Origin of the sequence: Actinomadura sp. NPDC000600 (genome assembly GCF_040492135.1) — a bacterium.
In the GTDB taxonomy this organism is placed as follows: domain Bacteria; phylum Actinomycetota; class Actinomycetes; order Streptosporangiales; family Streptosporangiaceae; genus Spirillospora.
Genome location: NZ_JBEUPD010000020.1, coordinates 68,287 through 89,418 on the forward strand (window position 1 = coordinate 68,287; position 21,132 = coordinate 89,418).

General features: G+C 71.0%; 24 protein-coding genes. 13 read left to right on the forward strand and 11 right to left on the reverse strand.

Annotated elements, in window-relative coordinates; all coding sequences use genetic code 11:
- Positions 1 to 88 precede the first annotated feature (88 nt).
- The 4 genes from rplS (at position 89) to ABWI07_RS26895 (ending at position 3,587) form a co-directional block, all read left to right on the forward strand.
- On the forward strand, positions 89 to 439 hold the full coding sequence (gene rplS / locus ABWI07_RS26880; protein WP_149257798.1) for a 50S ribosomal protein L19: 351 nt from the start codon (positions 89 to 91) through the stop codon (positions 437 to 439).
- A gap of 168 nt (positions 440 to 607) precedes the next feature.
- Positions 608 to 1,489 (forward strand): signal peptidase I, encoded by an 882-nt coding sequence (gene lepB, locus ABWI07_RS26885; protein ID WP_353820164.1) that lies wholly within the window; start codon positions 608 to 610, stop codon positions 1,487 to 1,489.
- Positions 1,490 to 2,550: 1,061 nt separating this feature from the next.
- Positions 2,551 to 3,276: a ribonuclease HII gene (locus ABWI07_RS26890; protein ID WP_353820165.1), complete on the forward strand. Its 726-nt coding sequence runs from the start codon at positions 2,551 to 2,553 to the stop codon at positions 3,274 to 3,276.
- Entirely contained in the window at positions 3,273 to 3,587 is a 315-nt protein-coding gene (locus ABWI07_RS26895) for a DUF2469 domain-containing protein (protein WP_149257795.1), read from the forward strand. The genes ABWI07_RS26890 and ABWI07_RS26895 overlap by 4 nt, the downstream gene beginning before the upstream one ends.
- A 287-nt stretch (positions 3,588 to 3,874) precedes the next feature.
- Here ABWI07_RS26895 and dprA read toward each other — a convergent pair whose 3' ends face one another.
- From dprA to ABWI07_RS26910, 3 genes are read right to left on the reverse strand one after another with little or no spacing between them, the layout of a single operon-like run.
- Complete coding sequence (gene dprA / locus ABWI07_RS26900; RefSeq protein ID WP_353820166.1) at positions 3,875 to 5,077, reverse strand: DNA-processing protein DprA; 1,203 nt, start codon at positions 5,075 to 5,077, stop codon at positions 3,875 to 3,877.
- A complete protein-coding gene (locus ABWI07_RS26905) occupies positions 5,074 to 6,630 on the reverse strand; it encodes a YifB family Mg chelatase-like AAA ATPase (protein ID WP_353820167.1) in 1,557 nt (518 codons plus the stop codon). Before ABWI07_RS26905 ends, dprA begins: the two co-directional genes overlap by 4 nt.
- A complete protein-coding gene (locus ABWI07_RS26910; protein ID WP_149257792.1) occupies positions 6,631 to 6,984 on the reverse strand; it encodes a YraN family protein in 354 nt (117 codons plus the stop codon).
- 156 nt (positions 6,985 to 7,140) lie between these two features.
- Between ABWI07_RS26910 and ABWI07_RS26915 the strand changes: the two genes are divergently transcribed.
- Positions 7,141 to 8,052 carry a tyrosine recombinase XerC gene (locus ABWI07_RS26915; RefSeq protein ID WP_235036605.1) on the forward strand — a complete coding sequence of 304 codons (912 nt, stop codon included), beginning with the start codon at positions 7,141 to 7,143 and terminating at the stop codon, positions 8,050 to 8,052.
- A 99-nt stretch (positions 8,053 to 8,151) separates the two neighbouring features.
- On the opposite strand, the gene ABWI07_RS26920 is transcribed toward ABWI07_RS26915, so the two are convergent.
- On the reverse strand, positions 8,152 to 8,850 hold the full coding sequence (locus ABWI07_RS26920; RefSeq protein WP_353820168.1) for a murein hydrolase activator EnvC family protein: 699 nt from the start codon (positions 8,848 to 8,850) through the stop codon (positions 8,152 to 8,154).
- Positions 8,851 to 9,240: 390 nt separating this feature from the next.
- Here ABWI07_RS26920 and rpsB point away from each other — a divergent pair, with 390 nt between their 5' ends.
- The 5 genes from rpsB to ABWI07_RS26945 all read left to right on the forward strand — a co-directional run bounded on the left by rpsB (position 9,241) and on the right by ABWI07_RS26945 (position 13,604).
- On the forward strand, positions 9,241 to 10,218 hold the full coding sequence (rpsB, locus tag ABWI07_RS26925) for a 30S ribosomal protein S2 (protein WP_149257790.1): 978 nt from the start codon (positions 9,241 to 9,243) through the stop codon (positions 10,216 to 10,218).
- Positions 10,219 to 10,302: 84 nt separating this feature from the next.
- Positions 10,303 to 11,139, forward strand: coding sequence for a translation elongation factor Ts (gene tsf, locus ABWI07_RS26930; RefSeq protein WP_149257789.1), 837 nt, complete (start codon positions 10,303 to 10,305; stop codon positions 11,137 to 11,139).
- 58 nt (positions 11,140 to 11,197) lie between these two features.
- On the forward strand, positions 11,198 to 11,977 hold the full coding sequence (pyrH, locus tag ABWI07_RS26935; RefSeq protein ID WP_149257788.1) for a UMP kinase: 780 nt from the start codon (positions 11,198 to 11,200) through the stop codon (positions 11,975 to 11,977).
- 74 nt (positions 11,978 to 12,051) lie between these two features.
- Positions 12,052 to 12,609, forward strand: a complete 558-nt coding sequence (gene frr, locus ABWI07_RS26940; protein ID WP_149257787.1) for a ribosome recycling factor — start codon at positions 12,052 to 12,054, stop codon at positions 12,607 to 12,609.
- A 221-nt stretch (positions 12,610 to 12,830) separates the two neighbouring features.
- Complete coding sequence (locus ABWI07_RS26945) at positions 12,831 to 13,604, forward strand: phosphatidate cytidylyltransferase (RefSeq protein ID WP_353820169.1); 774 nt, start codon at positions 12,831 to 12,833, stop codon at positions 13,602 to 13,604.
- 74 nt (positions 13,605 to 13,678) lie between these two features.
- Here the strand turns inward: ABWI07_RS26945 and ABWI07_RS26950 are convergent, their stop codons facing one another.
- A complete protein-coding gene (locus ABWI07_RS26950; protein ID WP_149257786.1) occupies positions 13,679 to 14,824 on the reverse strand; it encodes a suppressor of fused domain protein in 1,146 nt (381 codons plus the stop codon).
- Between the two features lie 161 nt (positions 14,825 to 14,985).
- Here ABWI07_RS26950 and rlmN point away from each other — a divergent pair, with 161 nt between their 5' ends.
- The 3 genes from rlmN (at position 14,986) to ABWI07_RS26965 (ending at position 17,590) form a co-directional block, all read left to right on the forward strand.
- Positions 14,986 to 16,131: a dual-specificity RNA methyltransferase RlmN gene (gene rlmN / locus ABWI07_RS26955; RefSeq protein ID WP_149257785.1), complete on the forward strand. Its 1,146-nt coding sequence runs from the start codon at positions 14,986 to 14,988 to the stop codon at positions 16,129 to 16,131.
- Between the two features lie 67 nt (positions 16,132 to 16,198).
- Entirely contained in the window at positions 16,199 to 16,702 is a 504-nt protein-coding gene (locus tag ABWI07_RS26960) for a DivIVA domain-containing protein (protein WP_149257784.1), read from the forward strand.
- Positions 16,703 to 16,765: 63 nt separating this feature from the next.
- Positions 16,766 to 17,590 (forward strand): DUF1963 domain-containing protein, encoded by an 825-nt coding sequence (locus tag ABWI07_RS26965; RefSeq protein ID WP_149257783.1) that lies wholly within the window; start codon positions 16,766 to 16,768, stop codon positions 17,588 to 17,590.
- Between the two features lie 197 nt (positions 17,591 to 17,787).
- Here ABWI07_RS26965 and ABWI07_RS26970 read toward each other — a convergent pair whose 3' ends face one another.
- The 6 genes from ABWI07_RS26970 to ABWI07_RS26995 form a co-directional block, all read right to left on the reverse strand.
- Complete coding sequence (locus ABWI07_RS26970) at positions 17,788 to 18,480, reverse strand: hypothetical protein (RefSeq protein WP_353820171.1); 693 nt, start codon at positions 18,478 to 18,480, stop codon at positions 17,788 to 17,790.
- Complete coding sequence (locus tag ABWI07_RS26975) at positions 18,477 to 19,193, reverse strand: ATP-binding cassette domain-containing protein (protein ID WP_149257781.1); 717 nt, start codon at positions 19,191 to 19,193, stop codon at positions 18,477 to 18,479. The genes ABWI07_RS26970 and ABWI07_RS26975 overlap by 4 nt, the downstream gene beginning before the upstream one ends.
- 121 nt (positions 19,194 to 19,314) lie before the next feature.
- Positions 19,315 to 19,752: an HIT family protein gene (locus tag ABWI07_RS26980; protein ID WP_149257780.1), complete on the reverse strand. Its 438-nt coding sequence runs from the start codon at positions 19,750 to 19,752 to the stop codon at positions 19,315 to 19,317.
- A complete protein-coding gene (locus tag ABWI07_RS26985) occupies positions 19,745 to 20,236 on the reverse strand; it encodes an NUDIX hydrolase (protein ID WP_353820172.1) in 492 nt (163 codons plus the stop codon). Before ABWI07_RS26985 ends, ABWI07_RS26980 begins: the two co-directional genes overlap by 8 nt.
- A gap of 27 nt (positions 20,237 to 20,263) precedes the next feature.
- Positions 20,264 to 20,521 carry a type II toxin -antitoxin system TacA 1-like antitoxin gene (locus ABWI07_RS26990; RefSeq protein ID WP_149257779.1) on the reverse strand — a complete coding sequence of 86 codons (258 nt, stop codon included), beginning with the start codon at positions 20,519 to 20,521 and terminating at the stop codon, positions 20,264 to 20,266.
- A gap of 96 nt (positions 20,522 to 20,617) precedes the next feature.
- The gene (locus tag ABWI07_RS26995) at positions 20,618 to 21,079 is read right to left on the reverse strand and encodes an Lrp/AsnC family transcriptional regulator (protein WP_149257778.1); all 462 of its coding nucleotides are present in this window, start codon (positions 21,077 to 21,079) and stop codon (positions 20,618 to 20,620) included.
- Positions 21,080 to 21,132 lie beyond the last annotated feature (53 nt).

A 21,132-nucleotide genomic window follows, 5' to 3' on the forward strand; every position in this document is an offset into this window, starting at 1 on the left:
CGAAGACCACTCTCCGCGGCGCGACGCCCCCACGAAGGACCCACCGGGGCCTCTCGACGCCCGCGTTCGACCATGAGGAACCGCTGCGATGCACACCCTGATCCAGGAGATCGAGAAGGCCGCGATGCGCGCCGACGTCCCGGACTTCCGTCCGGGCGACACGCTGAAGGTGCACGTGCGTGTCACCGAGGGCAACCGGAGCCGTATCCAGGTGTTCCAGGGCGTGGTGATCCGGCGGCAGGGCGGCGGCGCCCGCGAGACCTTCACCGTCCGGAAGGTCAGCTACAGCGTCGGCGTCGAGCGGACGTTCCCGCTGAACAGCCCCTCCATCGACAAGATCGAGGTCGTCACCCGCGGCGACGTCCGCCGCGCCAAGCTCTACTACCTGCGCAACCTGCGCGGCAAGGCCGCGCGCATCAAGGAGAAGCGCGAGCACTGAGCCGATGGACCACGACGCCCCGGGAACCCGCGACGGTGCCCGGGGCGTTGCCCGTTCTGGACCGAGATGATCAACTTGGTCGTCGGCGACACGCCCGCGCGCACCGTCCCACGGGCACACCGCCGCTAGGCTTTTGCTCTGATGACCGACGAGGACGATCGGAGAGACGTGCGATCCGAAGCCGAGGGCGCGGCGCCCGAAGAGAAGGAGCCCGTGGACTCGGCCGATGAGACGGCCGACGAACCCGAAGAAGACGGCAAGCGCAAGAAGAAGCAGGGCTCCTTCTGGAAAGAGCTTCCCGTCCTCATCGTGGTCGCCGTCGTGCTCGCCCTTGTCATCAAGGCGTTCGCGGTCCAGGCGTTCTACATCCCGTCGGGCTCCATGGAGAACACCCTCCAGGTCGGCGACCGCGTCCTCGTGAACAAGATCGTCTACCACACCCGGGACATCGCCCGCGGCGACGTCATCGTCTTCAACGGCCTCGACTCCTGGGACCCCGAGGTCCAGGTCAACGAGCCCAGCAACCCGGTCTCCAAGGCCCTGCGCGCCGTCGGCACCGCCTTCGGCGTCGCGCCCAACGAGAAGGACTACATCAAGCGCGTCATCGGCATCCCCGGCGACCACGTCAAGTGCTGCGACGCCAAGGGCCGCGTGACCGTCAACGGCGTCCCACTCGACGAGAAGTCCTACCTCTTCACCGATCCGATCACCCACGAGCAGAACAAGCCCTCCAACGACCCCTTCGACGTCACCGTGAAGCCGGGTCAGCTCTGGGTGATGGGCGACCACCGCGAACTGTCCTACGACTCCCGCTCCCACCGCGGCGACCCGGGCGGCGGCACCATCCCGGTCGACCGCGTCATCGGCCGCGCCTTCGTGATCGTCTGGCCCCTGGACCGCCTCGGCACCCTGCCGATCCCGGACACCTTCAAACAACCCGGCCTGACGAAGACCGGCGCCGCCGCCGCACTTCCCGCCGCTCCCTACGCCCTGGGCATCCTCTGCACCCTGCCCCTGGCCTACCTGAGACGCCGGCACCACCGCCACTGACGCCCGCCCAGCGCCGCCGACCCAACCGAAAGCCGCCCGACCGCTCCGGGAACGGAGCCGAGGTGGCCGCTCAGATCGGTGCGATGGACACTCACGGTAGGCGTGCCCATCCGAGCCTCCCGGGTCCTGGCCCCAGGCCGGCCGCGCCACATGAAGGTCAGCCGCTCGCCAAATCCTCGACAATTAACTCCTCTAGGTGACCTTCCAGCCGCGAGCGCGCGTTCCAGCGGCAAGAAGAAGATTCCTGGCCACCCCGACGTAGCCGCCCAGAGCCCAACCGACCGCAACAGGCGCCGCCGAACCGCAGCGGCCCACCCGGCGGAGAAGACCCCGCCCGGTGCAGGACGGGGCTCAAACCGCGCCCCCACCTCGCTGCGCCCAAACGAAGACCGTCTCGGTCAGCAGGCCTGGCAACTGCATGCCCAAGAGCTTTGGACGCGCACCTGGAGCAGCCAGGTGGGGGGCCTTGGCCCGTGACTGCTGGGCTGCGTCCTTGCGCGGTCGGCTCGACGGTAGGTCTGTCCGCTGCAAAAGCCGGGTTTCTGGAGGCGGTGCCTGGGGGTGGCCGGGTGGCGCGGGGGCCTTGGCCTGCGGCTGCTGGGCTGCGTCGTTGCGCCGGTCGGTTCGACGGTGGGTCTGGCCGCTGCATAGCCCGGGGTTCTGAGCGCGGCGCCTGGAGGCGGCGGGGTCGGGCGGGGGCCTCGGGCTGTAGCTGCTGAGGTGCGTCCACGTGGCGCGGCTTGACGCAAGGTTTTGCCACCGCGTGATCGGGAGGTCTGGACGCGGCGTCTGGGGTTCGCTGGGTCGCTCGGCGGCTCCGGCCAGTGCCTGACTCGGGCCCTGGTGCCTGAGGTCGGCGGCCCGTTCCGCGTCCACAGGATCGCGTTGCTCCGGCGACGGTTTGCCGGGTGCGGGGTTATGGAGTGCTGCTCGCGTTTTGATCTTGACCCCTGGGGCGGGCTGCGTTCTGGGTTGGGTGGATTTCGGTGGGGTGGGGCATACGCGAGGAAGGGGCGCGTTCGGGGAGCGGTCGGGGCATGGTGGGACGTACGCTGCGGAGCATGAACGGTCGTCCACTCCGCTTCACGCCGCGCCGGGACGCAGGGCTGTTCGCGTACGAGCGGGCTCTCGGTCACGCCGGTTTCAGCCCCGTCGCCGGCGTCGACGAGGCGGGGCGGGGGGCTTGTGCCGGACCGATGGTCGTCGCCGCGGTGATCCTCCAGGGCGGACGGGGCAAGATCGAGGGCCTCACGGACTCCAAGCTGCTCACCCCCGCGCGCCGGGAGCGGCTGTACACGGAGATCACCGAGCGTGCCTACGCGTGGAGCGCCATCGTGATCCCGTGCCACGACATCGACCGGATAGGCCTGCACCGGTGCAACGTCACCGGGATGCGGCGGGCGCTTGCCGCCCTCGACAAGCGTCCCGCGTATGTGATCAGCGACGGTTTCCCGGTGCCGGGGCTGGACGTCCCCGGGCTTCCGATGATCAAGGGCGACCAGGTCGCGGCCTGCGTCGCCGCGGCGTCCATCGTCGCGAAGGTCACCAGGGACCGGATCATGGTGGATCTCCATGAGCGGTATCCGGAGTACGGCTTCGACGTCCACAAGGGCTATGTGACCCGTGCGCACGGCAAGGCGCTCGCCGCGCACGGCCCGTGTCCTGAGCATCGGTTCTCCTACGTCAATGTCGGGCGTGCCTTGCGCAACAATGGAGATGTGGTCCTGGAGGAGGAGACCGAGGGGGAACTCCCCGACCAGGACCGCACGGAAGGGGCACGAGCGTGAGCGCGGAGGATCTCGAGAAGTACGAGACCGAGATGGAGCTGCAGCTCTATCGCGAGTACCGCGACGTCCTCGGGCTGTTCAGCTACGTCGTCGAGACCGAGCGCAGGTTCTACCTCACGAACTCGGTCGACCTCCAGGTGCGCAGCGTCGACAACGGCGAGGTCTTCTTCGAGGTCACCATGCAGGACGCGTGGGTCTGGGACATGTACCGTCCGGCCCGCTTCGTCAAGAACGTCCGCGTCGTCACGTTCAAGGACGTCAACGTCGAGGAACTGGCGAAGAGCGACTTCGAACTCCCCGCCGACCAGTAGCCCGCTTCGACGCCCGACGGCGTCCCGGGCGCATGCTGTGGCGGTCTCCCGACCCGATCGCGATGAGATCCTCTGCGGTCCGTTCCGTGTTCGACGGGGTTCCGGGCGCGTGCTGTGGCGGTCTGCCAACGTGATCGCCATGAGATCCTCTGCCGTCCGGTCCCGTGTGGGGGCGGCCATCACCTGCGGATTTTCGGGCCCATGCGTTTGGTGGGTGGGGCTTTGTGCTGCTTCCTCTGACGGCTTCGGTCCGCTCTTGGCGGGTGAGCATGGGGGATCGGGGTGGCTCATGGGGGCTCCTGGGAGGGGGCGTTGCCGGCGTCCGAGCGAGCGGGTGGGGGCGGTTCGGGTGGGCTGTTCGACTTGCCGGACTTCGTCAGGCGCCAGCCGGAGGGCGTGCGTTCTATGAAGCCGCCGGCGGCGAGGAGGCCGAGTTTGGCGTTGACGGTGTTCAGGTCCACGCCCGCCTTGACGGCGAGCTGGGCGGGGCCGGCGGTGCCGCGGGCCGGGAACGCCTCCAGGACGGAGCGGGTGACCGGTTCCAGGCGGTCGCGGGGCAGGACGGGGGTGGCCGGGGGAGGGGCCAGGTCGGCGCCGATGCGGCCGACGGCCTCGATGATCTCCTCGGGGCGGGTGACCAGGGTGGTGGCCTCCTCGCGCAGGAGGCGGTGGCAGCCGACCGAGGAGCGCGAGGTGATCGGGCCCGGGACGGCCATCACCACGCGGCCGAGCCTGGCGGCCCAGCTCGCGGTGTTGAGGGCGCCGCTGCGCGCCTCCGCCTCGACGATGACGGTGCCGCGGGAGAGGGCGGCGATCACCCGGTTGCGGACGAGGAAGCGGAGGCGGTGCGGGTGGGTGCCCGGCGGCGACTCGCTCACCAGCAGTGCTCGCCGCGCCATCTCGGCGAAGAGCCCCTCGTTGGACGCCGGATAGGGGACGTCCACCCCGTTCGCCAGGACCGCGACCGTCGGGCCGTCGGCGGCCAGGGAGCCGCGGTGGGCGGCCGCGTCGATGCCGAGGGCGCCGCCGGAGACCACCGTCCACCCCCGGTCGGCGAGCTCGGACGCGAAGTCGGCGGCGGCGCGCAGACCGTAGGGGGACGCGGCGCGGGAACCGACGATGGCGACCGAACGCAGGCAGCTGTAGCGCAGGTCGCCGGGGCCGCGCAGCCACAGGGCGTACGGGCGCCCGAGGCCGAGGTCGTCGAGGGTCGTCGGCCATTCGGGCTCTCCCGGGCAGATGAGGCGGCCGCGGAACCGGGCGCACACGGCCATGTCCTGGTCGGGTTCGGCGGCGATGAGGCGGATCCGCCAGGTGTCGAGACGCCGTGCCTCCTGGGGTGTGGCCGGCACGCCGGGCGGGACCCGCGTGGTTCGGATCGCCTCCAGCGACTCTTCGGGGCCGCAGTGGTCGATCATGCGGTTGAGGAAGGCGTCGCCGGGCTCGGCGACCGCGGTCAGGGTGGCGCGGGCGGTTCGCTCGTCGCTCATTGGCGCCCCGCCGACCAGAGGGTGAGCGCGCCGCCGACGTCGTCGGGCCCGGGTTCGTCGTGGCCCGCGAGGTCGGCGATCGTCCACGCCACCCGCAGGACCCGGTCGAGGCCGCGTGCGCTGAGGGTGCCTCGTTGCAGGGCCTCGTCGACCCCCTGCATCGCCTCCTGGGCCGGGGTGAAGCGGCGGCGCAGCTCCGGCCCGGGGACCTCGGAGTTGGACCGCCACGGGGTGCCGGCCAGGCGCCTCATCGTTCGCTCGCGGGCCGAGATGACCCGTTCGGCCACGACCTTGCTCGACTCGGCGAACTCCAGGTCGTAGCGGAGCTCGGCCCGGCTGGCCGGGGTGAGCTCCAGTTTGAGGTCGATGCGGTCGAGGAGGGGGCCGGACAACCGGCTGGCGTACTTGCGGCGGACGCCCGGGGCGCAGGAGCAGTCGATCTGCTTCGCCGCGGCGCACGGGCACGGATTCGCCGCGAGGACGAGCGTGAACCGTGCGGGGAAGTGCGCCATGCCCTCGATGCGGCTGATCCGCACTTCGCCCTCCTCCAGCGGCTGCCGGAGGGCGTCGAGCGTCCCGGCCATGAACTCCGGGGCCTCGTCCAGGAACAGGATCCCGCGGTGTGCGAGGGACACCGCGCCCGGCTGGAGCACGCGTCCCGAACCGCCGCCGACCATCGAGGCGCGGGAGGCGGTGTGGTGCGGCGCGTAGAACGGCGGCTGCGTGATCAGCGGCTGGCCCGGCCGGAGGGTGCCGGCGACGGAGTGGATCGCGGTGACCTCCAGGGCGACCTCCGGTTCGAGCGGCGGCATCAGCGTCGGGAGCCGTTCCGCGAGCATGGTCTTCCCGCACCCGGGAGGGCCCGCGAAGAACAGGTGGTGCCCTCCCGCGGCGCTGATCTCCAGGGCGCGGCGCGCCTCGGCCTGGCCTCGGACGTCGGCCAGGTCGAGGTCGGGCGCGATCTCCTGCTGCCGCAGGGCGAACCCGTTCGCGGGCTCGGAGGCGCCCTCCTCCTCCCCGTCCTCCTCGATGGGCGGCGGTTCGTCGCGCAGTAAGCACAGGAGTTCGCGCAGGGTGCCCGCCGGCACGACCTTCATGTCCGGGACGAGTTCGGCCTCCGCGGCGTTGGCGCGCGGGACCACGACCGTGCGGCACCCGCGGTTGGCGGCGGCCAGCACCGCGGGCAGCACGCCCTGGATGGGACGGATGCGCCCGTCCAGGCCCAGCTCGCCGACCAGCACCAGGTCAGCGCACCCGCGCGGGGGCACGACCTCCGCCGCTCCGAGCAGCGCGATCGCTATGGCCAGGTCGAAGGCCGAGCCCTTCTTCGGCATGCTCGCAGGGAACAGCGAGACCGTGACGTGGCGGTTGGGCCAGTCCTCGCCCGAGTTGAAGATCGCCGCCCGGACGCGGTCGCGGGCCTCGCTGAGGGCGGTGTCGGGGAGGCCGACGAGGTGCAGGCCGGGCACTCCGCTGGTGATGGCCGCCTCGACGTCCACGACGAATCCGTCCACACCGACCAGGGAGACCGAGCGCGTCTTCGCCAGCGTCATTCAGCACACCTCCCGGAGGTGGTCGATCGAGAAGTCGTCGCCGTCGCCGATCAGGCCGAGCACGTCGACCCGCATCTGTGCGCCGCGGACGCCGTGCGCGGCCGCCCACCGCCATGCCAGCCGCCGCAACCGGGCGGCCTTGTCGGTGGTGATCGCTTCGAATGGATCACCGAATCGGGCCGACCTGCGGGTCTTCACCTCGCATGCGACGTGTCTTCGCCCGTCGTGGGCGATGATGTCCAGCTCGCCCTCGCTGCACCGCCAGTTGCGGTCGAGGATCGTCCAGCCGAGCCCGGCCAGGTACGCGGCCGCGGCGTCCTCGCCGCGGCGGCCGAGATCGATGTGGGTGTTCATGGGCCTCACCTCCGGCCTTCGACGGTGCCGGAGCGTGGCGGAGAGTAGTCGTAGAACTGCGTTCTGTGGATAACGTCCTGCGGGCATTCCGGGTGATTCGCTCGAAACCGGGGTCGGTGCTTGCTTCGGCCGTGACCTTGGCGCAGCGTGGCGCCTGTGACCAACGCGCTGGAGGACGCCGTCGCCGAGTTCGGGCGCCATCTGCGCGCCGAACGGGACGTCTCGCCCCATACCCTGCGGGCCTATCTCGGCGACCTGGCAGACCTCTGCGCCTATGCCGCCCTTGCCGGTCTGACGGAGCCTGCGGAACTGGACGTCACGGTCCTGCGGGCATGGCTCGCCCGTCAGCACGCTCTCGGCCGTTCCCGGGCGACCTTGGCTCGCCGGACGGCCGCGGTCCGCGCCTTCACCCGCCATCTCCACCGGCGGCGGCTCCTTGAGGACGACCCTGGCCTGCTCCTAGGCACACCCAAGCGGCGGCGTGACCTGCCCACAGTCCTCACACAGGACGATGCGGCACACCTCCTCGACACCGTGGACCCCGAAGGCCCCTTGGGGCTCCGCGATCTGGCCGTCCTGGAGGTCCTCTACGGGACGGGTGTCCGCGTGAGCGAACTGTGCGGGCTCGACATAGACGACCTGGACACCGGTCGCAGGACCGTGCGAGTGCTGGGGAAGGGCGGGCGTGAGCGCACGGTCCCTCTAGGAGAGCCCGCTGCCCGCGCCGTCCAGGACTGGCTGCGCGCAGGGCGCCCCGCGCTCGCGACGGACAAGAGCGGCCCGGCCCTCTTCCTCGGCGCACGCGGAGGCCGCCTGCACCCGACGAGCGCCCGGCGGATCGTCCACTCGAGGATCTCGGAGGTCGGACGGATCCCGGACCTCGGCCCGCACGGTCTGCGCCACTCCGCCGCCACCCACCTTCTCGAGGGCGGTGCCGATCTCCGGAGCGTCCAAGAGATCCTCGGCCACGCGTCCCTGCAGACGACCCAGATCTACACGCACGTATCGGCCGAGCGCCTGAAGCAGGTCCACCGTCAAGCCCACCCCCGGGGAACCCGCTCCGACTAGCCGCAGTACTCCTTCCGTCGATTCGGCCGTAAGCGCTAAGGGGCTGGAGCAGAGTTGCCGCCCGGCTGGCGGAGCCGGGCGGCAGGAGCGAGGGGCGGGTCAGGGAGTGCGCCGCAGGCGGCGTTCCTGGGAGAGGTTGATGACGCCCGGTGGCTGACGGCGGCGGCGGTGCAGGCGGAAGCGGATGCGGGTCCGGTGCCAGGCGAAGACCAGGGCGAAGGACAGGGCCATGCCCGTGAGCGCGCCGCCCGTGGCCGTGGCAGCGCTGCGCAAGGCCATCCTTGGCTGCGGAGACGGCGGATCGACCGCGCGGGGAGCCGCCGCCCGGGAGGGCCGCTGCCAGAGAGGCAGGAGGCGGACCTGATGCTGGACGAGGTTCAGCGGGTTCAGGTACAGGGCGCCGCGGCGCAGGCCCCAGTGCAGGCACGTCGTGGGGCAGTGGAGCGTCCCGCGCTGCAGGACGCCGATCCGCGTGCCGGACGTGACGCGGCGGCCGACGTGGACGCTGGGCCGGACGGGCAGGTAGGTGGTCCGCAGGGCGCCATGGTCGATCGCCACGACGCCCCGTCCGGCCAGATCGTCGGCGTACGCGACGCGTCCCGGCCCGGCGGCGTAGACGGTCTGGCCCGGACGCGCCGCAAGGTCGACGCCGCGGTGGCCCGCGCCCCACGGGACGGCCGGCGGCGAGAAGCCCCGGACCACCCGGGGAGCGGGCGGCCCTAACGGCCAGCGCCAGGCGTCCAGGCCGGGCGAGCCGATGGCGATCATGCAGGTGAGGAGCAGCGAGAACACGGTCATGGACCGAACCCTGCCCGGCGGCGGACCACCGCGTCGACATGGTCCGCCAACTGTGGATAACCGCGGGGATCGATGAGGCCCGGACACCTTCGCGCCCTGATAATCTGTAGGGGTGTCCGAAAGGACATCGGTCAGGGCCAGGCCGTCGTCGTCCCGCTCCTTGGCGGGCAGGCGAGAAGCCGCTCCCAGAGCGGGCGGGGCCCAGACCCGGAGACGGGTCACAGCCGCCTGGAGGTATCCCGGCGGCTGATTTCACGCGTCCGCATGCCACCGCAAACCTGGTGGGGCGCAGTCCCTCGGTCCGTCGCCTCGGCGACGGTGGGGCAGCACCCGGGCGCAGGCAGACAACCAAATGCGGCCCGGCAGGGCCAGAGAAGGAGAACACGGGCAATGGCACCCGTCGTCACCATGCGGCAGCTCCTTGAGAGCGGCGTCCACTTCGGCCACCAGACCCGCCGGTGGAACCCGAAGATGAAGCGCTTCATCCTCACCGAGCGCAACGGCATCTACATCATCGACCTGCAGCAGTCGCTGTCCTACATCGACCGCGCCTTCGAGTTCGTCAAGGCCACCGTGGCCCACGGCGGGACGATCCTGTTCGTCGGCACCAAGAAGCAGGCCCAGGAGTCCATCGCCGAGCAGGCCACCCGGGTCGGCATGCCCTACGTCAACCAGCGCTGGCTGGGCGGCATGCTCACGAACTTCTCCACCGTCCACAAGCGGCTCACCCGGCTCAAGGAGCTGGAGGAGATCAACTACGACGACGTGGCCGGCTCCGGCATGACCAAGAAGGAGCTCCTCGGCCTGCGCCGCGAGAAGGACAAGCTGGAGCGCACCCTCGGCGGTATCCGCGACATGGCGAAGGTTCCGAGCGCCATCTGGATCGTGGACACCAAGAAGGAGCACATCGCGGTCAACGAGGCCAAGAAGCTCGGCATCCCGGTCGTCGCCATCCTCGACACCAACTGCGACCCCGACGAGGTCGACTACCCGGTCCCGGGCAACGACGACGCCATCCGCAGCGTCAGCCTGCTGACCCGCGTCGTGGCCGACTCCGTCGCGGACGGCCTCATCGCCCGCGCGGGCGCCGCGTCCGGTGGCGACGAGAAGCCCGCCGCGGCCGCCGGCGGCGAGGAGCCCCTGGCCGAGTGGGAGCGCGACCTGCTGAAGCCCGCCGAGGCCGAGGACGCCGCGCAGGCGCCCGCCGAGGCTCCGGCTGAGGCCCCCGCTGAGGCCCCGGCCGAGGCCCCTGCTGAGGCCGCCGCCGAGGCTCCGGCCGAGGCCCAGGCCGACGCCGCCGAGGCCGCCCCGGCAGAGGAGGCCCCGGCCGAGGAGGCCCCGAAGGCCGCCGAGGCCGAGCAGGCTTGATCCCGCGGTCCCGGCGGCTCCCGTGCGGAGCCGCCGGGACCGTCGCGGGTCCCACGACCAACGACGAGAGAAGCGAAGAGAGCGATGGCCAACTTCACCGCCGCTGACGTCAAGCGGCTGCGCGACCTGACCGGCTCCGGCATGATGGCCGTGAAGAACGCCCTCACCGAGGCCGACGGCGACTTCGAGAAGGCGACCGAGCTGCTGCGCCTCAAGGGCGCCAAGGACGTCGGCAAGCGCGCCGAGCGCACCGCCGCGAACGGACTGGTCGCCGAGCACTTTGCGAACTCCGGTGACGGGGCGCTGCTGGAGCTCAACTGCGAGACCGACTTCGTCGCCAAGAACGCGCAGTTCATCGAGCTCGCCCAGCGCCTGGTCGAGTTCGCCGCCGGCAGCGGCGCCGCCGACGCCGACGCCGTGCTGGCCGCCGAGATCGAGCCCGGCAAGACCGTGCAGGCCCTGATCGAGGAGAACAGCGCCAAGATCGGCGAGAAGCTGGAGCTGCGCCGGTTCGCCCACTTCCAGGGCGCCTACGTGGCCAGCTACCTGCACAAGTCCGACCCGTCCCTGCCGCCGACCACCGGCGTGCTGGTCGAGCTGGACACCGAGAACGCCGAGGTCGCCAAGGACGTCGCCCAGCAGATCGCGGCGATGGCCCCCAAGTACCTCACCCGCGAGGAGATCCCCGCCGAGGCGATCGAGAAGGAGCGGGCGCTCGCCGAGCAGCTCACCCGCGACGAGGGCAAGCCCGAGAAGGCCATCCCGAAGATCGTCGAGGGCCGGGTGAACGCCTACTTCCGCGACTTCGTGCTCGTGGAGCAGGCGTTCGTGAAGGACAACAAGAAGACGATCGCCAAGGTCCTCGACGAGGCCGGCGTCAAGGTCGTCCGCTTCGCCCGGTTCAAGGTCGGGCAGGCGTAAGGGCACTCTGGAGACGAGTACCCGTCAGAAGCAGCGACGCAACGAGGAGGCCGCCGACGTGCCGGACAAGACGACCAGTAGCGCGACGGCGGCCTCGTCGTCCCGCCAGCACGCACCCCGCTCGGGCTGGAAGAGGGTGCTGCTGAAGCTCTCGGGCGAGGCCTTCGCCGGACGCGACCCGCTCGGCATCGACCCGGAGGTCGTCCAGCACGTCGCCGAGGCGATCGCCGAAGCCGTCCGGGACGGCGTGCAGGTGGCGGTCGTGTGCGGCGGCGGCAACATGTTCCGCGGCGCCGTCATGGCCGAGCGCGGCATGGACCGCGGCCGCGCCGACTACATGGGGATGATCGGCACCGTCATCAACTGCCTGGCCCTGCAGGACTTCCTGGAGAAGCTGGGGCTCGACACCCGCGTGCAGACCGCCATCACCATGAGCCAGGTGGCCGAGCCGTACATCCCGCGCCGCGCCATCCGGCACCTGGAGAAGGGCCGCGTGGTCATCTTCGGCGCCGGGCTCGGCCAGCCCTTCTTCTCCACCGACACCACCGCCGCGCAGCGCGCGCTGGAGATCGGTGCGGAGGCGGTGCTGAAGGCCACGCAAGTGGACGGTGTCTACGATGCCGATCCCCGAAAGAATCCAGACGCGGTCAAGTTCGACCGTTTGGAATACGGTGAAGTTCTACAGCGGGGCCTGAAGGTCATGGACGCCACGGCCATCAGCCTCTGCATGGACAACGCGCTCCCCATAGTGGTCTTCGACCTCATGGGGCAGGGCAACATCGTCCGGGCCGTCCGGGGTGAGAAGATCGGCACGCTGGTCAGCCCGGCGGAGGGCTGACCGCAGCCCCGGACCGCGCCGGACGCGGCGCGGAACCGCAGGACCAGGGCCGACCAGATGACACGGGAGTCACAGTGATCGACGAGACCCTCCTCGAAGCCGAGGAGAAGATGGAGAAGGCGGTCGCGGTCGCCAAGGAGGACTTCCAGGCCATCCGCACCGGCCGGGTCACCCCCGCGATGTTCAACAAGATCACCGCCGAGTACTACGGGACGCCGACGCCGGTCAACCAGCTCGCGTCGTTCACGCTGCCCGAGCCGCGGATGGTCATCGTCCAGGTCTTCGACAAGTCGTCCATGCAGGCCGTGGAGAGGGCCATCCGCGACAGCGACCTCGGCGTGAACCCCACCAACGACGGCAACGTCATCCGGGTGGTCTTCCCCGAGCTGTCGGAGGAGCGCCGCAGGGAGTTCATCAAGGTCGCCGGAACCAAGGCGGAGGAGAGCCGCGTCTCCATCCGCAACATCCGGCGCCGCGCCAAGGACGCCCTCGACAAGCTCGCCAAGGACGGCGAGGTCGGCGAGGACGAGGTCAGGCGTGCCGAGAAGGAACTCGACGACACGACGCACCGCTACGTGGCGCAGATCGACGAGCTGCTCGAGCACAAGAAGGCCGAACTGCTCGAAGTCTGATGGAACTCGACGACGCCGGGGAGCCCTCGGGCTCCCCGGACGAGCCGGAGGTCGACATGGCCGGCCCACCCCCCGGAGAAGCACTGGACTCGCCCCCCGGGCAGGGGCCGGACGGCTCCGGCGACTCCTCTCCTCCTAGCGGCGCGACTCCTTCCGGTGGCGCGACGTCCGCCGGAAAGCCTCCGAGCAGGACAGGGCGAAACCTCCCGATCGCCATAGGCGTGGGCGTCGCGCTCGGCGCCCTCGTGCTGGTCTCGCTGTACACGATCAAGGAGATCTTCCTTGGCGTGATGGTCGTGTTCCTGTTCCTCGGCATGCGGGAACTGACCGAGGCGCTCAAGAGCCGCGACATCCGCGTCCCGTTCATCCCCGTCGCGACGGGCATGGTCGGCACGCCCGTCGTCGCCTACGTGTGGGGCGCGACGGCGACCGTCGCGGCGGTCTCGCTGACGGTCCTGGCGCTGCTGATGACGCGCATGGCCGAGGGCGCCTCCGGATACGTGCGGGACGTCACCGCCGGGTCGCTCGTGGCCGGCTACCTGGTGCTGATGGGCGGGATCGTCGCGCTGCTCATGCGCCCGGCGGACGGTGACCACCGCATCGTCATCTTCATCGCCACCACCGTCGCCAGCGACATCGGCGGCTACTTCGCCGGGTCCTTCCTGGGCAGGCACAAGCTGGCGCCCACCATCAGCCCGAAGAAGACCTGGGAGGGCGTCACCGGGTCCGCCCTCACCTGCATGGCCGTCGGCGGATGGCTGGTGTGGTGGCTCCTGGACGGCGGCCACGTCTGGCAGGGCGTGATCATCGGGCTCGCGGCCGTGGTCACCGCGACCGCCGGCGACCTCGTCGAATCGATGATCAAGCGGGATCTCGGCATCAAGGACATGGGAACGCTCCTGCCCGGACACGGCGGGGTGATGGACCGCCTCGACTCCCTCGTCGCGACGGCTCCCGTCGTCTGGCTGCTGCTGGAACTGTTCGTCCCCAGCTAAAAGCGACCCCAGGGGACGAGCGTCCCTGGCCCGGCTGCGGGCCGTTTTCTGGGGCGTTCCCAGAGACGAGTCGCCTAGGAGACGATCCAGGAGCGGCCCTGCTGGGCCAGGCGCCGTATGAGCGCGTCCGACCCCTCGCTCTTGGCGAAGCGGTGCTCCTCGCCCGTGATGGGGACGAGCCACAGCCATCGGACGGCGTCCCCGTTGAGCGTCAGCCCGGTCATGGCAGGCGCCCCGGGACCTGCTAGACGGTTCGGGTCGTCCAGGAGGAGCACACCTTCCCAGGACGTCTCACCGGTGCTGAGCGGGAACGTGCGCGCCTCGTGGTACCACTTCACGACGTCCCCTGGGGCGAACCAGGTCACCGACCGCCACGGGTACTGCGCCAGCCACGGGAAGATGCTCCCCGCGCGCTGGCTGGGCAGGGTGCTGGCGACGGCCAGCTCGATGCGTCCGTATGGGGCGACGTCGTCCTCGTACAGCTCGACCGTGGGCATCCGCTGGCGGCTCATCCCGACCGTGCTCAGAACCGTGAACTCCCGGCCGCCCCTTGCGGGCCGCTCCGACACACCTACGGTCGGGGCCACGCTCGGCCTGCCCCTCGCCAACTGCCGTCCGACGTCGTGCCAGTAGTGGCCGCTGGGGCCGAGACGTTGCAGCAGGTGGCCGAGCACCGACTGCTGGAACTCCGCCCAAGAGCCGTCTGCGCGGCACCTCTTCCAGTGCTCGCGCGCTAGCTCGATGCGCGGCCCGAAGTCCTCGATCTCCTCGTCCAAAGGGAAGGCGAAGGGGCTCTGCAGCGTGGCGTCGCGCGCGTAGCCCGGGATGCCGCGGCCCATGTCCGACCAGCCGGGGATCACCAGCAGCGGGTCGCCCGCCTCCAGGACGGCGACCCCGTCGCCCTCCTCGAACCACACGACCTCCAGCGCCTCGGCGTCCAGCGGGGGGCGTCCGGCGGGGTGGCGCACATGGGTCTCCGGGAGGAGCGGTGTGAGGCCCGCGTCGAGCCGCGCCACGTCCAGCTCCTGCGGGGCCTCACGGTGGTTCGCGACCCAGACCGCCCCGACCACCGAGTCGCGCGCGTCCTTCAGGTAGGCCGCGGTGACCTCGCCGTCGGTCTCGACGGTGAGCCGCCGGCTGCCGTACGGGCTGGCCGCCGCGTGGACGACCGTGGCCGCTGACCCCCGGGGCGAGGCCGCGCCCCTGCGCAATACCGACATGATCGAGACCTTAGCCGCAGACAAGGCCGTGTGCAGGGATGTCGCCGTTCGGGAATGGCGGTGCTGGAAGCGTCCCCTGCCGCGGGAGCGGCGCGGTCCGGGGATGGCGGGAGTCCCGGACGGACGATGCACGCGCGGGTGTTTGCGACACTGGAAGGACCATGTCTACCACCCAGCCCGCCGCGACCGGCGCCGCGTCCGAGAAGACCCCGGCGAAGCTCGTCTTCGCCGCCCCCAGGCGCGGCAAGCCGCCGAAGCACCTCGCCGACCTCACCACGGCCGAGCGCCGCGAGGCGGTCGCCGCGCTGGGGGAGAAGCCGTTCCGCGCCGACCAGCTGTCGCGCCACTACTTCGCGCGCCTCGTCGACGATCCCGCCGAGATGACGGACCTGCCGGCCGCTGTCCGGGAACGCCTCGTCTCCGAACTGCTGCCGTCGCTGCTGACCCCCGTACGCGAGATGGACTGCGACGGGGGGACGACCCTCAAGACCGTCTGGAAGGCCTTCGACGGCGTCCTGTTCGAGTCGGTCCTGATGCGGTACCCCGACCGGGCCACGATGTGCGTCTCGTCCCAGGCGGGCTGCGGGATGAACTGCCCCTTCTGCGCGACCGGTCAGGCAGGGCTCACCCGCAACCTGTCCACGGCCGAGATAGTCGAGCAGGTCGCCGCCGGCGCGCGCGCACTCGCCCGTGGACGCATCCCAGGCGGGCCCGGACGCGTCTCCAACATCGTCTTCATGGGTATGGGCGAGCCCCTGGCCAACTACAAGGCCGTGATGGGCGCGGTCAGGCGCATCACCGATCCGGCGCCCGCCGGCTTGGGCATCTCCCAGCGGTCGGTGACGGTCTCCACGGTCGGGCTCGTTCCGGCCATCGAGAAGCTCGCCGCGGAGGACATGTCGGTCAGGCTGGCGGTGTCCCTGCACGCGCCCGACGACGAGCTCCGCGACGACCTCGTGCCCGTCAACAACCGGTGGAAGGTCGCCGAGGTGCTGGACGCGGCCTGGGCCTACGCCGACCGGAGCGGCCGCCGCGTCTCGATCGAGTACGCCCTCATCAAGGACGTGAACGACCAGGCGTGGCGGGCCGATCTTCTCGGAAGGCTCTTGCGCGGGCACCTCGTGCACGTCAATCTGATTCCGTTGAACCCAACGCCGGGTTCCAAGTGGACCGCCTCACGGCCCGAGGACGAGCGCGAGTTCGTCCGCCGCCTGGAGGCCCACGGGGTCCCGGTCACGGTGCGCGACACTCGGGGCAGGGAGATCGACGGGGCCTGCGGGCAGCTGGCCGCGGCGACCAAGGACTGAGCGCGCCGCCGGTGCGTTCCTGGCGCCGCGCGGGGCGCAGGGGACACGGCTGAGGAGCGCGGTGCCGGTGAAGACGGGTACACGGCTGCCGGTGGTCTTGCGGGGCTACGACCGGGACGAGGTCGACGCCCTGCTGAAGCGGGTCTCGCAGGCGCTGAGCGGCGGACCGCCGATGTCCGCGGACGAGGTGCGCCAGGCGCGCTTCACCACCGTCCTTCGCGGCTACGAGCATCGCGCGGTGGACGAGCTGCTCCGCGAGTGCATCAGGGAGCTCCAGGCCATGGCGCCGTTCGGGGAGCGCCCCGGCCGCACGCGCGCCCAGCCGGCCTGGCTGATCAACTGGATCCAGAACGCGCGGTTCTCGGGCGCCGGGCTGCGCCCCGGCTACGACGTGCGGGACGTGGACGCGTTCCTCGACCGCGTGATCGCCGGGCTGCGCGGCGTCGCCCCGCCCGTGACCGCTCGCGACGTGCGGGAGAGCGCGTTCCGCACCGTCCGGCTCGGGCCCGGCTACGACGAGCAGGAGGTCGACCGCTTCCTGCTGCAGCTGTCGGCCGCGCTCGAACGCTGACGCGGTTATCCACAATTTCACGGGATGCTGCGCGCCGGGTGAGGGCCGCGCCACGCTACGTGCATGGACCCCTTCGCCGCACAGTACCGACGGCTCCGCGCCCTGTTCGACTCCTTCCTCGCCCCCGAGATCACGGCCCTCCTGCTGCCCCTGGTCAAGCCGGCGCTGCGCCTGTCCGGCCATGGCGAGGTGCCCGTCCGCCTCGGCGGCGCGCCGCTGCTGCCGCCGGGCGAGCCATGGCCGACGTGGAAGGGCCGCCCGCTCGACTTCTTAGGTGCGATCGACATCGCGGGCCTCGCCCGCCTCGCCGAGATCCCCGGCCTGCCCGCCTGCCGCGCCGCGTTCTACTACGCGAGCGAGATCCCCCGCCCCTGGGGCGACGAGCCCGGTCACCGCGGCGGCTGGCGCGTCCTCACCGGCGACCTCCGCCCTACGGCCCCGCCTCCGGGCAGCATCTCCTACCCGGAGACCACCTTGGGCGCCGCTCCGTTCCTCTCCCTGCCCTCTCCCCAGGAGGCAGCCGTCCAGCGCCTGGAGAGCGTCTACGACGGCATCGTGGCCGTGTACGAACAACTGCACGCCGCCTGGACCCGCCACACCTGCCCGGACGACGCACCCGCCCACCAGTTGGGCGGCTGGCCGACGCTCGTCCAGCGTCCGCTCGGCCCCGACTGCCTGTACGCCTCGACCGGCCGCACCCTGAACTCCCTCCACCCCCCAGCCCTTACCCCGGATGAGCGGCGCGCGGTCGAGGAGTGGCACCTGCTCCTCCAACTCGACTCCGACGATCGCCTCGGCTGGTACTGGGGCGACCCGGGCCGCGTCTATTTCTGCAACCGCCGCGACACCCCCTTGGAGCAGGCATGGCTGACCGTCCAAGCCGCCTGAAACACGCCACACCGCCCCTGCAGGGGCGAGTTCCCCCCGGCCCCCGCCTATGAGCCGTCGTGGCGTCGTGGTGAGGGGGCGGGGGGACGGCGTGGCGGAGCGACGTGGCAGCGGCGTGGGCGGAAGAGGCCGGTATCACCACTCCTGGGCCCGTACTCCTGGGCCCGTCCTGCGGACGACCACCCCGCACGGGGCTCTCAGAGGGTGCGGCGGGGGACGGTGAGGAGGTAGGCGGCGCCGACCACCGCGGACCAGACGAGCACGTGGAGGGCGGTCGCGGGGAAGTGCGAGACGAAGGCGCTCGGGCCGTCGTGGGCCGCGTGCATCCAGCCGATCATCGGGATGGAGAGCCAGGAGAGCCGTCCCATGCCGAGGAGAAGGAGCGCGGTCGCGCCGCAGAGGAGCGCCAGCAGCGAGACGCCGGGATCGGGGATGAGGGCGCGGCTGGTCCATGCCCCCAGCAGCGTGCCCGGGACGGCGACGAGGAGGTTCAACGCGCACCCCGCCAAGACGGCTCGCCCTGGCGAACCGACCAGGAAGGCCTGAATGAGAGGAACGGCCAGTGCCAGCGCGCCCAGTGAGACGTTCACGCAGTAAGCGGCGAGCAGACCGGCCCATGTGGGTGCTGACGGGTGGCGGGCCGCAGTGGCGGTCAAGGCGCGCTGCTCGTCGGGCTGGGTGTCGAGGAGGGCGCGGGCCGCCCACGCCCACACGGGGAACAGGATCGCCGCGACGTCCGCGAGCGTCCGCACGGCGAGGGCGGCGGCGTCCGGGCCGCTCGGCCCCTGTGAAAGGACCAGCGCGACGACCAGCGCCACGACGATCAGCGGCTGCAGGACGCGCAGCGAGCGGAGGTATCCCGCCACCTGGAACCGGACGAGCGCGATCACTCTGCGGGCCTCCGGACCCGGTAGCCGTCGGCGCGCAGCTTCGTCTCCACGGTGTCGGCCTCGTCGGCGGGCACCTCGACCTCCAGGACGGTCCAGGCGCTTCCGCCCCCGGCCGACAGCGGGGTCACGGAGCCGTCGGCGACGTGCAGGCGGTCGACGCCGGGCATCGCCTCGATGCAGCGCTGGTGGTCGCTGACGACGACGGTGGAGCCGCGCGCCGCGAACTCGGAGATCAGCCCGGGGAGCGCGTCGCGTGTGGCGGCGTCCAGGCCGGCGAAGGGCTCGTCGAGGACCAGCAGTTCGGGGTCCGCCATGAGCGCCTGCGCGATCCCGATCTTCTGGGCGCTGCCCTTCGACAACTCGGCAAGCCGGACATCGAGGAGGTGGTCAAAGCTCAACCGCTCCGCCCAGGCGTCGCAGGCGGCGGCGGGGACGCGCCGAATGGCCGCCATGTGGCCCAGGTACGCGCGGACGCTGAACGGCTGGTCCACCGGGAACCGCTCAGGCGCGTAGCCGACCCTCGCGGGACGGCCCTTGACGGCGCCCGCACGGGGCCTGCGCAGGCCGGCCATCACGCGGAGAAGAGTGGACTTCCCTGCGCCGTTATGCCCGGTCACCTCGGTCACACTTCCTTCCGGCAGCGACAACGAGACGTCCCGGAACACCCACGGATCCCGCCGACGGTAACGAAAGGCGACACGCTCCAGCCGCATGACAACCAGACGCTAGAGCCCACCGCATAAGGAGGCCGTTAGACCCGCCACCAAGAGGCGCCCCCGAACCGCAGCGTCCCCTCACCCACCGAGCCGTGCTGTCGTATCGCCCGCAGGGTTGTTAGGTGGGGGTGGTGAGGGCTTTTGAGAGGCGGGTTGCGTAGGTGGCGGCTTCGGTTTCGGAGGCGTATTTCTGGCGGGGCCAGAAGAAGCCGCGGAGGCCGTCCTTCGGGTTGCGGGGGACTACGTGGACGTGCAGGTGCGGGACGCTTTGGCTGATCCGGTTGTTCATGGCGACGAACGAGCCGGCTGCTTCGAGCGTGTCCTCCATCGCCTTCGCCAGGCGTTGGGCCTGGGCGAAGAACGGTCCGAGGAGGTCTTCGGGCAGGTCCGTGAGCGTCTCGTAGTGCGTCCGGGGGACCAGGAGGGCGTGCCCCTTGAACAGTGGCCGAGTGTCGAGGAACGCCATCGCGTCCGGTGCGTCGAGCACGATGTGCGCGGGACGCTCACCCTTGATGATCTCGCAGAACAGACAAGCCTTGCTCGCAGCTTCAGCCATCCCCCCATTCTCCAGCCCCGCGCACCAGCCGGCCGGGTGGGGTCATCAGGGCCAGGGTCGTGTCGAGGATTTGCGCGCGGTGGGGACGGGGGGTGGTCGGGTCCCACAAGCGGATCGCGGCTATTTCGTCGGTGGGGGTGAAGTTGCTGGGGCGGGTGGGGGATTCGCCCGTGTAGAGGGCGGCGTACTCCTCTCGGGGCGGCGAGACCAGGCGGAAACGGGCGTAGCCGGCGAGGGTGAGGGCGGGAAGGTGGAGGCCGGTCTCCTCGTGAAGTTCGCGGACCGCCGCTTCCAGGGGCGACTCGCCCGCCTCGATCACTCCGCCCGGGAGTTCCCATTGGCGGCGGTGGCGGTCGTAGACCAGCAGGAGGTGATGGTCGTGCCAGACCGCCGCCAATGCCGCGGGCATCGGGGCGTCACCGGGGACGGGATGGGCGGCCGGGAGGAAGTCCGTGAGCGCGTTGCCTTCGCGGTCCTCCGCCAACGGGTTCCCTCGGCCGGGCATGGCGGGTCAGGTCAGGGCCAGCAGAAGGGCCGTGTAGGGAGGGATCGGGTCGGGGGCGGGTGCCGCCGCCTCCTGTGCGGCGGCGTGTTCGTAGAGGTCGCGTTCGGCGCGGTCCAGGGCGGCTGACAGGACGTAGTCGGTGACCGTCCAGCCGATCAGCTCGGCCGCCGTGCGGATCATGAGGAACTGCTCCGCGGAGGTCCGGAAGGCGATGTGATCGTCGGCGGGATCGACCGGAAGGTCCTGGCGAACCGACTCGGGCATGGCCGGTCTCCCTTCCTTGCGGCCTTTAAAAGTACGCCGCGAGGTGTTGCCAGAACATCCCCTCAGAGAACGAGAATCGTCGGGTGTCTGATGGAGTCAGCGGGTTCCCCAGGAGTAGGTCTGTTTGCGAAGTTTGAGGTAGACGAAGCTCTCGGTGGAGACAACGCCGGGTATGGCGCGGATTCGGCCGAGAAGTTCCAAAAGGCGTTCGTCGTCCTCGCAGACGAGTTCCAGGAGGATGTCGAACGAGCCGGCGGTGATCACGACGTAGTCGATCTCGTCGAGCGCCGCGAGCTCGTCGGCGATCTTCTCCAGGTCGCCCTCGCACCTGACGCCGATCATCATCTGCCGGTGGAAGCCGAGCATGAGCGGGTCGGTGACGCCGACGATCTGCATGACCCCCGTGTCGAGGAGCTTCTGCACGCGCTGGCGCACGGCGGCCTCGGAAAGGCCCACGGCCTTGCCGATGGCGGCGTAGGAGCGGCGGCCGTCCTGCTGGAGCTGCTCGATGATCTGCTTGGCGGTCTCGTCGAGCTGGACGCGGGGGGCCCGTTCCATCAGGATCTCCTAGCTGCGGCATCGAGGGTGTGAGGCCTCTGGGTCAAGTGAAT

Coding starts and splice junctions, on each gene's coding strand:
- rplS (WP_149257798.1), top strand. CDS start 89: ATGCACACCCTGATCCAGGAGATCGAGAAGGCCGCGATGCGCGCCGAC.
- ABWI07_RS26890 (WP_353820165.1), top strand. CDS start 2,551: ATGAACGGTCGTCCACTCCGCTTCACGCCGCGCCGGGACGCAGGGCTG.
- dprA (WP_353820166.1), bottom strand. CDS start 5,077: ATGAGCGACGAGCGAACCGCCCGCGCCACCCTGACCGCGGTCGCCGAG.
- ABWI07_RS26905 (WP_353820167.1), bottom strand. CDS start 6,630: ATGACGCTGGCGAAGACGCGCTCGGTCTCCCTGGTCGGTGTGGACGGA.
- ABWI07_RS26910 (WP_149257792.1), bottom strand. CDS start 6,984: ATGAACACCCACATCGATCTCGGCCGCCGCGGCGAGGACGCCGCGGCC.
- ABWI07_RS26920 (WP_353820168.1), bottom strand. CDS start 8,850: ATGACCGTGTTCTCGCTGCTCCTCACCTGCATGATCGCCATCGGCTCG.
- rpsB (WP_149257790.1), top strand. CDS start 9,241: ATGGCACCCGTCGTCACCATGCGGCAGCTCCTTGAGAGCGGCGTCCAC.
- tsf (WP_149257789.1), top strand. CDS start 10,303: ATGGCCAACTTCACCGCCGCTGACGTCAAGCGGCTGCGCGACCTGACC.
- ABWI07_RS26950 (WP_149257786.1), bottom strand. CDS start 14,824: ATGTCGGTATTGCGCAGGGGCGCGGCCTCGCCCCGGGGGTCAGCGGCC.
- rlmN (WP_149257785.1), top strand. CDS start 14,986: ATGTCTACCACCCAGCCCGCCGCGACCGGCGCCGCGTCCGAGAAGACC.
- ABWI07_RS26965 (WP_149257783.1), top strand. CDS start 16,766: ATGGACCCCTTCGCCGCACAGTACCGACGGCTCCGCGCCCTGTTCGAC.
- ABWI07_RS26975 (WP_149257781.1), bottom strand. CDS start 19,193: ATGCGGCTGGAGCGTGTCGCCTTTCGTTACCGTCGGCGGGATCCGTGG.
- ABWI07_RS26980 (WP_149257780.1), bottom strand. CDS start 19,752: ATGGCTGAAGCTGCGAGCAAGGCTTGTCTGTTCTGCGAGATCATCAAG.
- ABWI07_RS26990 (WP_149257779.1), bottom strand. CDS start 20,521: ATGCCCGAGTCGGTTCGCCAGGACCTTCCGGTCGATCCCGCCGACGAT.
- ABWI07_RS26995 (WP_149257778.1), bottom strand. CDS start 21,079: ATGGAACGGGCCCCCCGCGTCCAGCTCGACGAGACCGCCAAGCAGATC.